Below are 12,000 nucleotides of genomic sequence, written 5' to 3'. Positions count from 1 at the left end.
GGGATAACCGCATGCTCCAGATTGCAACCCGCGGCCTGGCCGCCCTGGTGGCGCTCGGCGCCGGTACGGCGATGGCCGCCGACGAAGGCAAGGCCCTGAATGCCGGCCACGAGTACATGGTGGTCACCAACTACCCGAACAACCTGCACGTCATCGACCTGAACAGCGAGAAGCTCTACAAGACCTGCGCCATGCCCGACGCCTTCGGCCCGGGCTCGGTGCAGCTGTCCCCGGACAAGCGCATCGCCTACGTGCTCAACAACCACTATGCCGATATCTACGGCGTCGAGCTGGACAACTGCAAGCAGGTGTTCCACGCCAGCATCACCCAGTTGCCGGGCGAAAAGGCGCGGTCGATGTTCTCCTTCACCGTCAGCCATGACGGCAAGGAGATCTACACCGTGGCCAATCCCACGAAGATCTTCAGCGACCACTACGAAGTGCAGGCGCCGCGTCTCGACATCTACGCCACCGATGGCGGGTTGAACGCCAAGCCGCTGCGCAGCTTCCCGGCCCCGCGCCAACTGACCATCATGCAAAGTGGCGACGACGGCGCCCTTTACGTGGCCGGGCCGGATATCTACAAGGTGGACGTGAAGACCGGCAAGTTCGATGTGCTGGTCCCCAGCCGGCACTGGAAGCGCCCCGGCTACAGTGCGCCGGACGTGCTCTACGTGTGGAACCAGCAGACCTACCGGCATGACTTCTCGCTGCTCTACACCACGGCGAAATTCACCGACGACAAGCAGGATCCGGCCACGGCGGAGAACCTCTACGGCTTCTTCAACATCGATCTCAAGACCGGCAAGACCCAGACCGTCGACTTCGGCCCGCTGACGGAAATCTACTTCAGCGGCATGCGCTCGCCGAAGGATCCCAACGTGGTGTATGGCGTGCTCAACCGGCTGGCGAAGTACGACATCAAAGCGAAGAAACTGGTCAAGGCGGCGGCGCTGGACCACTCGTACTACTGCATTTCGCTGAACAAGGCGGGGAGCAAGGTGTACCTGGCGGGGACGTACAACGATGTGGCGATCTTCGATGCGGACAGTTTGAAGCCGCTGGGCAAGATCAAGCTGCCTGGGGGGATATGGCGATTACTACGGCGCAGGTGTTCGTCAGGTAATCCTGCTTCGTTGTTGAGGGCCTCATCGCTGGCAAGCCAGCTCCCACAGGTATTGCGCTGCTCTCAGGAACGGCAGTGAACCTGAGGGAGCAACTGTTTTGCTCAATTTCTAAAAGCTGGCGCGATCCCTGTGGGGGCTTGCCAGCGATGGGGCCCTTAAGCGCACCCCCCGCGGCCGGAAGTCTGGACTTCAATAGTGGCAATTAGCTATTGTTGCCTGGCATCACCTCCCGGCCCTCGTTTCACCTCCATCGACGCCCTGGCGTTCGCCGGCTCAAGCAAATGTCGCGTGCTGCCGATAGCGTTACGACGATCGGCGGCGACGATTTCGTCCTGGTTTCCTCCAGGCGCCTGTCCTTGTGTGTGTTCGTGTGCGTTTCATTCAATTCCAAGACAGGTTTTGCGGATGTTGGTCTACAGCCAGAAAAGTTTTCTCATCGTCGATGACTTCACCGATTTCCGTACTTCGCTGCGCTCGATGCTGCGCGAGATGGGGATCAAGGACGTCGACACCGCCGAGAGCGGCGAGACGGCGATCCGCATGTGCGGGCAGAAGCGCTACGACTTCATCCTCCACGACTTCCACATGGGCGACGGCCGCAAGAACGGCCAGCAGGTGCTCGAAGACCTCATGCTCGACAAGCTGATCAGCCACGAAGCGATCTTCGTCATGATCACTGCTGAAAGCAGCCAGGCCGTGGTCCTCAGTGCACTGGAACACGAACCCGATGCCTACCTGACCAAGCCGTTCAACCGTGTCGGCCTGACCCAGCGCCTGGACAAGCTGGTGCAGCGCAAGACCCTGCTCAAGCCCATCCTCCAGGCGCTCGACCGTGGCAACCCGGCGCAAGTGCTGGTGGCCTGCGAGCAACTGTGCCGCCAGGATCCGCGCTTCGCCCCGCTGTGCCTGCGCTACCGCGCCGACGCCATGGCCGCGCTGAACCGGCATGAAGAACTGGAGCGCTTCCTCAAGGCCATCCTCGCCAATCGCCCGACCCCCTGGGCCTATTCGGCACTGGGCAAGCTGCTGTTCAAGCGCGGCCAGACCAGCCAGGCCAAGGACGTCTACGAGCAGGCGATCAAGGCTTTCTCGATGATGCCCGGGCTGTACGACGGCCTGGCCGAGGTGCTGGTCGCCCTGGGTGAAAGCCGTCGTGCCCAGCATGTGCTGGAGGATGCGGTGCGTCTGTCGCCATTGGCGGTGAAACGGCAGATGCTGCTGGGTAAGCTGGCCCTGGCCAATGCCGACTTTGACGGTGCATCGCGGGCCTATCGGCAGGCGGTGAGCCAGGGCCAGAATTCGCGTTTCAAGGACCCGGAAAGCAACCTCGGGCTGGCCCAGGCGCTGATCCAGAAAAACACCGGCAATGGCCTGGACGCGCGCACCCGGGTCGAGATCAACCAGGTGCTAGGCGACGTCGCCAAGGAGTACGCCGAAGACCAGGGCCTGCAGGTGCGTGCCCGGCTGATCAAGGCCACCGGCGTGGCCCAGGCCGGCGATGCCGAGACGGCGGCCAAGCTCACCGAAGCGGCCCTGGCGCGTCTGGAAACCATGGACCAGTTCTTCTCGGCCGAGGCCGCCCTGGCCGTTGCCGCACAGCTCAAGCAACTGGGCCAGGAAGATGCCGGCAAGACCATCCTGAAGAACTGCGTCGAGGTCTACGGTGACGACAATGCGGTCATGCAGAACATCGCCAAGCTTACCGACGACTCGGCCATCCTGAGGGCCGGCAACGAGGCGGTCGATCTCAATCGCCAGGGCGTGCGCAGCTACCAGGCCGGGCAGTTGAACGAAGCGCTGGAGCAGTTCCGCAAGGCATTGAAGCTGCAACCGAAGAACATCAGCATCGCCCTCAACACCGCCCAGGCCCTGCTGCGTATCGGCGGGGAAAGTCCGGCGGCGGCGCTGCTGCAGGAGTGTCGCGATTGCCTGGCCAAGGTGGCCGGCATTCCCGATACCGATCCGCGCTATGAGCGCTACCGCAAACTGCGCATTCGCGCTGTGGGGTCATGATGTCCAGGGACAAGGAATCGGGGCTGGATTTTTCCACGGTGATCGCCTCCACCGTGCACGACATGAAGAACTCGCTGGCCATGCTCATGCAGGCCCATAGCCAATGGCTCTCGCGCCTGCCGGACAGCCACCAGCAGGGGCCCGAGCAGGTGGTGATCGAGCACGAGTTCGTTCACCTGAACGGCATGCTGGTACAGCTGCTGGGCCTGTACAAGCTCGGCATCAACCAACTGCCGATGCTGCCGGATTACCACGAACTCGACGACTTCATCGGCGGGCTGCTGGCCGGTTACCAGGAGATCCTCCACAGCCGCGACATCGTTGCCCGCTACGAAATCGACGAGGCCACCCCCCTCGGCTTCTTCGATCGCGAGCTGGTGGGGTCGGTGATTTCCAACATCATCAACAACGCCATTCGCTATGCAGGGCACGCATTGCTGGTCACCGTGCGCGAGGAAAACGAGGCGCTGGTGATCAGCGTCAACGACGACGGCGCGGGTTTCCCGGCGGCGATGATCGCCCAGCAGCACGAGTATGTGCAGGGCATCGAGCACAGTACGGCGAGTACCGGGCTGGGGTTGTATTTCGCTGCGAGAATCGCTGCGCTGCACGCGCGCAACGGCGTGCCGGGGCGGATCGAGATTGCCAATGGCGGGGCCTTGGGTGGTGGATTGTTCAGGCTGTATCTGCCCTAGGCTTTCGGGTTAATGACTTCCGACAATTGACAGCCTGTTCGCACGGGACGAGCGTGGTCCCGTGCGAGGTGAGCGGTGCACATCGATTTTCTTTACGGGAGAAGCCGATATGAACCGTTCCAACTCCGTTTCTTCGATCACCCTGGGCGCAGCACTGCTGGGCGGGGTGGCGATGTCGATAAATGCCCTGGCGGCCGATGCCTGTCATGAACAGTGGATCAAGTCTTCCGCCTATAAGACGTGCCACAAGCTGATGTCGGTAGAGGGGCCCAAGGGCGTGTGCACCCTGACTGTTTCCTGTGACGAAGCCGACGGGGTTCCGGGGGATGACGAAAGCTCGATCTGGACGCTGGACAGCGTGCCGAAGCTGACCAACAGCAATGGGCACCTGACGGGCGGGGTGGTGCCGCAGGCCACAGCTCCGGCGCCGAAGGTTTTGCTTGAGTAATAGGTGCGGGTGGCGGCTGTATATGGGTTGACAGACCGAGGGCAGAGAAGCCCGGCGTGCACGAGTGCACCCTCACATACAGCCGCCATGAAGCTTGCGACCTAACGATGCAACTCGATATTCCCGTCTTCCACCTGGCGATAGATCGTGTACGGCAATGCCAGGGTGTCCAGCGCACCAGACAAGGCTATATCCACTATGGTGAATGGAATCGCGGCAGGTGAGCCCGGCGCGTCGGTGGAATAGTTCGGCTCGCCGTTGAGAACGCAGAAGTTGTACACCGCACCGCTGTAGACCCGTGGCAGGGAGGCGCAGTGGGTGCGCCATTCGCGGAGGTTCTTTGCCGTTACCTGGTCGCCACGGACCACCGTGTTGAAGGTGCCGCAGCCGGTCAAGGTCAGGGCGAGGAGTAAGAGGAATGGCTTGCTGAAATTCATGAGGGCTGCTCCTTGGCGAAGAATGTTAGTTGATCGCAAGGTCTAGGGGGCCGGCTATCAGCTGCCAGCGAGGAAATCGTAGGAAGGAAATGGTGCCGGGGTAGGCCGGGTACTACTTCAGTCAGATCCGGCCTCATCGCCGGCCACGCCGGCTCCCACAGGTCTTTGCTTCGTTCACTCATTTTGTGGCTGATACATAACCTTGTGGGAGCCTGCGTTGCCGGCGAGAGGGTTGTCCTGTTCCTCACTTCGAATTAGTAATTAATGCAGAATTGACACGTGATACGCATCCCGGGAAATTGGTGTTGTGCGAAGTAAGTGGTGCACGGCCCATTTATCTTCGGGAGCATCTCAGATGGCTCGCTCACGCATTCTCCCAATTGCAATGACCGTTGCCTTGGCTTTTGGCCCGGGGACATTTGCACTCGCCCAGCTCGACGACGAATTCGAGCCCCAGTGCAAAGCGAAGTTCGACCAGTCCTCCGCCCAGGGTAGCTGTTCAAGTATAGGTGTCAGGCAGTCGCCGAATGGCGTATGTGTTCTCCAGGCGATTTGCCAGAACTTGAAGGGGGAGAGAGTTTTAAGCATTACCTCCTGGCAACTCGACAGCATGTCCAAGCTGGTCAATAGCAATGGCGTCCTGACTGGTGGCGTCCAGGTTGCCAATCCCGCCGGGACTCCCGGTTCGTCTGGGGCTCCCTATCCATCGGGGGGGCCCTATATTCCCCCTCCCGAGAGCCCTTGGTTTGGCAAGTAACGACGACTCTGGATCTTTATCGCTTGGTGTCAGCAATTCAGATCGAGGGGCAAGGAAGTACCTCTTTGTTATTGATGCGCCTCGTATGTTGGTCAAGGGCATTGAACCGGGGCAGTAACGCTCTGCAGTCTGTATGGCCAGTGCATAGTGGGATCTGTATCTAACGCTTTGCCGGGGTGGGGCCCAGAATCGACGCTCCGACCAAGGTATGAGTGTGATGACTGAAGTTCCCGGTGATATCGATTTCGTGCCCTTCACCGTTCGCCGGCTGCTACCGGAAGACAGTGAGCAGATTTGCATGCACCGCGTGGCGATGTTCCTTGAGGCCGGTGGTGATCCGGCGACCTTGCGGGTAATGAGCGAGCACTTCCACCCCTGGCTGCTGCCGCGCCTGGAGGACGGGCGCTACTACGGGTTCGCCGTGGTCGATGGCGGCACGGTAGCCGCGGCGATCGGCCTGATGAGCATCGACTGGCCACCGCATCCGGCGCATCCGCAGAGGGATCAGCGTGGGTATGTGTTGAATGTGTATGTCGAGCCGGCGTATCGGCGGCGGGGCTTGGCTTCGAAATTGATGAAACTGGGCGAGGCGGAGTTCACGCGACGCGGACTGGGGTTTGCGGTGTTGCATGCTACCGAGGTGGGGCGGCCGGTGTATGAAGGGCTGGGGTGGGAGAAGACGGCGGAAATGGCCAAGGTTCTCGGGTGAGTTTCAGGGCGTCATCGCTGGCAAGCCAGCTCCCACACTGTGGGAGCCGGTCTTGCCGGCGATGGGGCCGGCAGCAGCAACCTCAATCCTGCGGCTTCAACCCGAAGCCTGCATCAGCGAAATCCCGCTCGCCATCGACTCGGCCAACGCCTGCGACGCTTCCAGGGCGTGCTGGGTCGCCCAGAGGATACCGGCGAGATGGTTGTCCTTCACTACATCGCAGGCCTGCAGATTGGTTTCATAGGCCGAGCGCAGCAGCACGACGAGATGGACCAGCGCCTTGTCCACATCGGCTCCGGCACGGACGGCGAAGAGCGGAGGATGATGGCCATCGCAGCCAGCGAAGCGGGTATGGACGGTCACGGCGCGCGGGGATGAGGCGGGTGGATCGGGGACGATCTTCTTCATGGTGGTCATCTCGCTATCAATGCCACCACCCATTGCTGTCAAACAAAAGGGTGGCAGCTGTACGTAGGTTGACAGACCGAGAGCGAGAGAACCCGGCGCGCACGAAGCGCCCCACGCACAGCCGCCATGACACGATGCCCAGACGAAAACGCCTGTTCAGGTGAAATGAGTGCCGCGGTTCAATCGCTGTTCAGCCTGTCAAAGCTGGTCGCCAGACAATCAGCGACGGCAGCAAGACTAGGCAGCGTTTCCCCGGCACGCAACGGCAAACAAGCGGCGGAAGTATGCTTGGGAAATTGCCTACAAGAAAGTCGGAAGCAACTGAAGTTCGTCGCCCTTTGTGACCGAACTTCCCACTTCCTGATTAGTCGTATTTGAGCATTGACGCGGTCGGACGCTTGTCGGAACTTGACCCCTGTGCGAGGTGAGCGGTGCACAGCCAACTTCCTCATCAGGAGTCGCCACCGTGGCCAGACCATGTTCACCTGCACTTTTGAAGTGTTTTTTCGCGTTGTGCCTGCCGGCATTTGTCTCTGCTGCATCATTCCAAAGCGATGAAGCCTGCGATGCCCAGTGGAAGGCGTCTTCGGCCCAGGAGTCCTGTGGGGCTGCGTTCACCTGGCAATACGAGACGGGGTCATGCGAAATCAATGTCACATGCAGGAATTGGTACGGCAAAGAAACCAAAAATCTCATTCATAGAAAGCTCGACAGCGTGTCGAAGTTGGTCAACAACGAAGGTGTCCTGCAGGGCGGAACGGAATCCGTGCCGCCCACACAACCGCTACTGACACCGCCAAAGCCGACCTTCCCCCACATACCTCAGTCGGCTGGTAGCTAATAGGTGCCCATGCCAGGCGTAAAGAGGGCTCATATCTAACGCCATCCCCACTCCAACCAGCACCACCCCACCCAGCGCAGCAAGCAACCGCAGTGAACGAGTGAGGGTACTTTGGTCGCACCTGGGCAGACCTGGTGAAAACGCTCTGCAATCTGTATGGCGAGAGCACAGCGGATCTGTGTCTAACGCAGGGCCGGAACGGGATTCACAATCGACGCCTGCGACCAAGGTGTGAGCGTGATGACAAACATTCCGGGGATATAGATTTTGCTCCGCTAACCGTTCGCCGGTTGGTGCCGGAGGATGCCGAGATGGTTTGTGTCCATCGCGTGGCGATGTTCCTTGAGGCCGGTGGTGATCCGGCGACCTTGCGGGTGATGAGCGAGCACTTCCACCCCTGGCTGCTGCCGCGCCTGGAGGACGGGCGTTACTACGAGTTCGCCGTGGTCGATGGCGGTACGGTAGCCGCGGCGATCGGCCTGATGAGCATCGACTGGCCACCGCATCCGGCGCATCCGCAGAGTGATCAGCGCGGGTATGTGTTGAATGTGTATGTCGAACCGGCGTATCGGCGGCGGGGCTTGGCTTCGAAATTGATGAAACTGGGCGAGGCGGAGTTCGCGCGACGCGGACTGGGGTTTGCGGTGTTGCATGCTACCGAGGTGGGGCGGCCGGTGTATGAAGGGCTGGGGTGGGAGAAGACGGCGGAAATGGCCAAGGTTCTCGCGTGAGTTTCAGGGCCTCATCGCTGGCAAGCCAGCTCCCACAGTGTGATGAGCTGCACTGAACCTGTGGAAGCTGGCTTGCCAGCGATGAGGCCCAAGAGGTCACCCTGGATCACTCAGACCCGGCAAACTTCCCCACATCCACCGGCATCGGCTTGAATTCCGGGCCCTGGCCGGATACCCGCCAGCGCACATTGGTGATCCCATAGCGCTCGGCCATCGGCCGGCTGACCTTTTTGATTTTCTGCTGCCCGAAGCGGGGAATCACGCCGACGCCGGCATCGCAACTGGCCCAGTGCCAGGCCTCGGCGTTGTTCATGTTTTCCAGGCGAATGATAAAGGTGCGTGGCTGCCCCTGAAGTTCATAATCGATCACGTACAACTGTTGTCCCGCCATTGGTGGAATCCCTCCGTTTTCTTGCCGGCCGTCGACGCAGCCGTGATGCGCCGAGGCATCGGATGTGAGGGACAGTTGCGAATGCCGTGCCCGATCCTGGACATGCATTTGACCCAGCAAACATTGGAAGGGGCAGGACGCACGCGGTGCATTTTGCATGAACGGCCCTCGCCGGGCCGTGCAAAACGCGCGGTTCAGCTGGCGCACAGGGCCGGGAGTTGACGCATCATCAGCGCTGCGGCGTTGGGGGTGAGCAGCTTGCCGTTCAGCTGTTCGCGACGTACCCATTTGCAGGCGACGATTTCGTTGTCTGCCACCGCTTCGGTGTAGTCGTCGAACTGGGTGGTGAATACGTGGTGGACGATATTGCCCACTTCCACCGAACATAATTGCAACAGGCCCAGGCTGCGCAATTTCGTCTCTTCCTTCAGTTCCCGGGCTGCCGCCTGGATCGGCTGCTCACCGGCCTCCACGGTACCGCCTGGGAAGTTCCATTTGCCGCCTTTCTTGCGCACGAGCAGTACCTTGCCGCTACGCAGGCAAATGATGGTGGCTCTGGCTTTGTATCTGCGGCTTTTTCCTGACATCGGGGCAATCCTGTAAATCGGTGTTCTTTTGCGGGAGACTTGTGTACTTCCGGTCAGGTTCAATTAAACGTAGTTGAATTCGGAAGCATCTGGCGTGCCAGCCAGATGTGCTGTCAGACCATTCATCATTTCCTACGGACCCCGGCCCATGTCCCTGCGTGCCCTGCGAACCTTGGTCGCCATTGCCCAGCACGGCTCGTTCGCCCGTGCTGCCGAGGCGGTGCACCTCACCCAGTCGGCGGTGAGCCTGCATATCCGCGGGCTGGAAGAGGAGTTCAATGCGCCGCTGTTCGACCGTTCGCGGCGCCTGCCGGTGCTGACCGAAGCCGGGTACCTGGCGCTGGAGCGGGCGCGGGAGATCCTGGCGCTCTACGACGGCATCGCCGCCGAGCTTGGCGAGGACAGCGAGCTGCGCGGGCGCTTGCGGGTGGGCGCCATCCATACGGCGCTGGCGGGTGTCCTGCCGGCGGCCCTGGCTGCGTTGAGCGCGGAGCATCCGCATGTGCGGGTCAACGTCCTGTCGGGAATGTCGGCAGAACTGGCTACCCGGGTCGAGGCGGGGGAGCTGGATGCGGCGGTCACCACCGAGCCGGTCAAGCCACATCCCTACGGCCTAGTGAGCACCGTGCTGTACGAGGAGGGGTTCTGGATCATCGCCCCGCAGCGGCTCGCCGATGCCGACTCGCGCAGCCTGTTGCAGGACCAGCCGTTCTTTCGCTTCGACCGTCGCGCCTGGGCCGGGCGCACCATCGAGCGTGAACTGCGGCGCATGCGGCTGCGGGTGCGCACCACCATGGAGCTGGATAGCCAGGAAGCGCTGATCCGCATGGTCGCCAGCGGCCTCGGGGTGTCCATCGTGCCGTCGTCGGAACGGGTGCTGGGGAAGATCGAGCAACTGACCTACCGCCCTTTCGGCGATCCACAACGCACCCGCAAGGTGGTCCTGATCGAGCGCGAGGACCGCCCGCGGGGCCGTCTGGCCGCGGCGCTGGCCCAGGCGATTCGCCGGCAGGCCGCGCTGACCGATGAGTAAAACTTGAGGGTGGCTCGATAATTCATCGTTTTTAATCAAGGTACCGGGTCTTTATCGTGACGCTCATCTGTTGATCGTGCGGACCCTGCCATGACCCTTTCCCTGTTGCTGGCCCTTGTGCCCATTGCCCTGCTGATCGCACTGGGTACCTGGCTGCGCAGCAGCCATTTCCTGGCCGACAGTTTCTGGCCCCAGGCCGAGCGCCTCGGCTATTACGTCCTGTTGCCAGCGCTGTTCGTGCATGGCCTGGCTACGGCGAAACTGGAAGGCGTGCCGGTGCTGGGCATGGCCTTGGCGCTGGTCTCCTCCACGCTGCTGGTGGCGTTGCTGCTGGTGCTCTCGCGCCGCTGTTTCGCCGTGAGCGACGCGGCGTTCACCTCGGTATTCCAGGGCGGGGTGCGCTTCAATAACTACGTTGGCGTTTCGGCGGCGGCAGGCCTGTTCGGCGCCCAGGGCATTGCCCTGGCAGCGGTGGCGAATGCGGCGATCGTCCCCACCGTCAACATCCTCTGCGTGCTGGTATTCGCCCGTTATGGCTCGGCAGGGCGCATGAGCTGGAAGGGCGTGGCCCGGCAGATGGTCGTCAACCCGCTGTTGCTGGCCTGTGCGCTCGGGATCCTGTTGCACGCAACGGAGCTGGGCCTCCCGCCAGCAATCGAGCCGTTGCTGAAAGCCCTTGGCCAGGCCTCGCTGCCCTTGGGCCTGCTGTGCGTGGGCGCGGCGCTGGATCTCAAGGCGGCGCGCAGTTGGCTGCGGCCGGTGGGGATGGCGTCGCTGGCGAAGTTCGTGGTCATGCCCATGGTGACCCTGGCCGCTTGCCATTTGTTCGGCCTCAGTGGCGAAGCGGCCATTGCCGCGCTGCTGTTCCAGGCGCTGCCCACCGCCTCATCGTCCTACATCATGGCCCGGCAACTGGGCGGCGATGCACCGCTGATGGCGGGGATCATCGCCGGACAGACATTGCTGGCGGGGGTGGCCTTGCCGTTGGCGGTGAGCAGTTTATTGCCTTGGGTTTGAAGGTGTCCTTCAGGGTCCTCTCGCTGACAGGCCACCTCCCGCAGGGAACCGCGGGAATGGCTAGAATAGGCGATTCGCCTGAGAGGACGCTGTCATGAATCCCGCCCCATCTACGCTAATCCGCGAAACCTTCCCCGTCGGCCCTTTGCAGTGCAACTGCACCATCATCGGCGACCCGCTCACGAAGAAGGCCATAGTCGTCGACCCGGGCGGCAACCCCGACCTGATCATGCAGAAGCTCGATGCCCATGGCCTGAAGGTGGTCAGCATCATCCATACCCATGCCCACCTCGATCATTTCCTAGCCTCCGGCCAGTTGAAGGAAAAGACCGGCGCCACCCTGCACCTGCACAAGGACGACCAGTTCCTCTGGGACAACCTGGAAATGCAGTGCCGCATGTTCGGCGTGCCGTACGTGCCGGTGCCGTCGCCGGACCGCTGGCTGGAGGATGACGAGGAACTGGCCTGCGGTTGCGGCGTGGCCTTGCATACGCCAGGTCACACCCCGGGTTCGATGAGCTTCTGGTTCGCCGACGCCAAGCTGCTGATCGCCGGCGATACCCTGTTCCGCCGTGGTGTGGGCCGCACCGATTTGTGGGGTGGCGATCAGGCAACTATCGTTCGTTCTATCAAACAGCGGCTGTATCGTCTCGACGAAGAGGCGACGGTGGTGGCCGGGCATGGTCCCGACACCCGTCTGGGTGAGGAAATGCGTGAAAATCCGTTCGTTCGGGCATGAGCGCAGGGAATTTTTCTTCGCCGCCGCACTCCAAGGCTGGTGGCGAACTCACGTCAGTTGGCCATCT

General features: G+C 61.7%; 12 protein-coding genes and 1 pseudogene. 9 read left to right on the top strand and 4 right to left on the bottom strand.

The annotated features are described in order from the left end of the window. The first annotated feature begins 11 nt into the window (after positions 1-11). From peaD to CSV86_RS20995, 4 genes and pseudogenes are all read left to right on the top strand, one after another. Positions 12-1,126: pseudogene (gene peaD, locus CSV86_RS21010) on the top strand (quinohemoprotein amine dehydrogenase subunit beta). Positions 1,127-1,532: 406 nt separating this feature from the next. Next, entirely contained in the window at positions 1,533-3,140 is a 1,608-nt protein-coding gene (locus CSV86_RS21005) for a tetratricopeptide repeat-containing response regulator (RefSeq protein ID WP_009405856.1), read from the top strand. Then, complete coding sequence (locus CSV86_RS21000) at positions 3,140-3,835, top strand: sensor histidine kinase (protein WP_037062070.1); 696 nt, start codon at positions 3,140-3,142, stop codon at positions 3,833-3,835. Before CSV86_RS21005 ends, CSV86_RS21000 begins: the two co-directional genes overlap by 1 nt. Before the next feature lie 109 nt (positions 3,836-3,944). Further along, positions 3,945-4,283 (top strand): hypothetical protein, encoded by a 339-nt coding sequence (locus tag CSV86_RS20995; RefSeq protein ID WP_009405853.1) that lies wholly within the window; start codon positions 3,945-3,947, stop codon positions 4,281-4,283. Positions 4,284-4,384: 101 nt separating this feature from the next. Here the strand turns inward: CSV86_RS20995 and CSV86_RS20990 are convergent, their stop codons facing one another. Then, complete coding sequence (locus CSV86_RS20990; RefSeq protein ID WP_009405852.1) at positions 4,385-4,720, bottom strand: YceK/YidQ family lipoprotein; 336 nt, start codon at positions 4,718-4,720, stop codon at positions 4,385-4,387. A gap of 974 nt (positions 4,721-5,694) precedes the next feature. On the opposite strand from CSV86_RS20990, the gene CSV86_RS20985 reads away from it, so the two are divergent. After that, positions 5,695-6,186, top strand: coding sequence for a GNAT family N-acetyltransferase (locus CSV86_RS20985; RefSeq protein WP_009405848.1), 492 nt, complete (start codon positions 5,695-5,697; stop codon positions 6,184-6,186). A gap of 96 nt (positions 6,187-6,282) precedes the next feature. Here the strand turns inward: CSV86_RS20985 and CSV86_RS20980 are convergent, their stop codons facing one another. Further along, a complete protein-coding gene (locus tag CSV86_RS20980; protein WP_037062081.1) occupies positions 6,283-6,594 on the bottom strand; it encodes a hypothetical protein in 312 nt (103 codons plus the stop codon). 1,152 nt (positions 6,595-7,746) lie between these two features. Between CSV86_RS20980 and CSV86_RS20975 the strand changes: the two genes are divergently transcribed. Then, on the top strand, positions 7,747-8,166 hold the full coding sequence (locus tag CSV86_RS20975; protein ID WP_240160539.1) for a GNAT family N-acetyltransferase: 420 nt from the start codon (positions 7,747-7,749) through the stop codon (positions 8,164-8,166). A 106-nt stretch (positions 8,167-8,272) separates the two neighbouring features. On the opposite strand, the gene CSV86_RS20970 is transcribed toward CSV86_RS20975, so the two are convergent. Both CSV86_RS20970 and CSV86_RS20965 read right to left on the bottom strand, forming a co-directional pair. Then, positions 8,273-8,557, bottom strand: coding sequence for a DUF6555 family protein (locus CSV86_RS20970; RefSeq protein ID WP_009405842.1), 285 nt, complete (start codon positions 8,555-8,557; stop codon positions 8,273-8,275). A gap of 194 nt (positions 8,558-8,751) precedes the next feature. Next, a complete protein-coding gene (locus CSV86_RS20965; protein WP_009405840.1) occupies positions 8,752-9,144 on the bottom strand; it encodes an NUDIX hydrolase in 393 nt (130 codons plus the stop codon). A 148-nt stretch (positions 9,145-9,292) separates the two neighbouring features. Between CSV86_RS20965 and CSV86_RS20960 the strand changes: the two genes are divergently transcribed. The 3 genes from CSV86_RS20960 (at position 9,293) to CSV86_RS20950 (ending at position 11,933) form a co-directional block, all read left to right on the top strand. Continuing rightward, the gene (locus CSV86_RS20960; RefSeq protein WP_009405838.1) at positions 9,293-10,177 is read left to right on the top strand and encodes a LysR family transcriptional regulator; all 885 of its coding nucleotides are present in this window, start codon (positions 9,293-9,295) and stop codon (positions 10,175-10,177) included. Between the two features lie 90 nt (positions 10,178-10,267). Beyond that, entirely contained in the window at positions 10,268-11,194 is a 927-nt protein-coding gene (locus CSV86_RS20955; protein ID WP_009405837.1) for an AEC family transporter, read from the top strand. A 94-nt stretch (positions 11,195-11,288) separates the two neighbouring features. Continuing rightward, positions 11,289-11,933, top strand: a complete 645-nt coding sequence (locus tag CSV86_RS20950) for an MBL fold metallo-hydrolase (protein ID WP_009405835.1) — start codon at positions 11,289-11,291, stop codon at positions 11,931-11,933. Positions 11,934-12,000 lie beyond the last annotated feature (67 nt).

It is taken from the genome of Pseudomonas bharatica CSV86 (genome assembly GCF_000319305.2).
In the GTDB taxonomy this organism is placed as follows: Bacteria; Pseudomonadota; Gammaproteobacteria; order Pseudomonadales; family Pseudomonadaceae; genus Aquipseudomonas; species Aquipseudomonas bharatica.
This window is presented reverse-complemented; position numbering and strand designations above follow the sequence as displayed.

Excerpts from the sequence above, each read along its gene's own strand:
- CSV86_RS21005 (WP_009405856.1), top strand. The coding sequence starts at position 1,533 with ATGTTGGTCTACAGCCAGAAAAGTTTTCTCATCGTCGATGACTTCACC.
- CSV86_RS21000 (WP_037062070.1), top strand. The coding sequence starts at position 3,140 with ATGTCCAGGGACAAGGAATCGGGGCTGGATTTTTCCACGGTGATCGCC.
- CSV86_RS20995 (WP_009405853.1), top strand. The coding sequence starts at position 3,945 with ATGAACCGTTCCAACTCCGTTTCTTCGATCACCCTGGGCGCAGCACTG.
- CSV86_RS20990 (WP_009405852.1), bottom strand. The coding sequence starts at position 4,720 with ATGAATTTCAGCAAGCCATTCCTCTTACTCCTCGCCCTGACCTTGACC.
- CSV86_RS20985 (WP_009405848.1), top strand. The coding sequence starts at position 5,695 with ATGACTGAAGTTCCCGGTGATATCGATTTCGTGCCCTTCACCGTTCGC.
- CSV86_RS20980 (WP_037062081.1), bottom strand. The coding sequence starts at position 6,594 with ATGAAGAAGATCGTCCCCGATCCACCCGCCTCATCCCCGCGCGCCGTG.
- CSV86_RS20975 (WP_240160539.1), top strand. The coding sequence starts at position 7,747 with ATGGTTTGTGTCCATCGCGTGGCGATGTTCCTTGAGGCCGGTGGTGAT.
- CSV86_RS20970 (WP_009405842.1), bottom strand. The coding sequence starts at position 8,557 with ATGGCGGGACAACAGTTGTACGTGATCGATTATGAACTTCAGGGGCAG.
- CSV86_RS20965 (WP_009405840.1), bottom strand. The coding sequence starts at position 9,144 with ATGTCAGGAAAAAGCCGCAGATACAAAGCCAGAGCCACCATCATTTGC.
- CSV86_RS20960 (WP_009405838.1), top strand. The coding sequence starts at position 9,293 with ATGTCCCTGCGTGCCCTGCGAACCTTGGTCGCCATTGCCCAGCACGGC.
- CSV86_RS20955 (WP_009405837.1), top strand. The coding sequence starts at position 10,268 with ATGACCCTTTCCCTGTTGCTGGCCCTTGTGCCCATTGCCCTGCTGATC.
- CSV86_RS20950 (WP_009405835.1), top strand. The coding sequence starts at position 11,289 with ATGAATCCCGCCCCATCTACGCTAATCCGCGAAACCTTCCCCGTCGGC.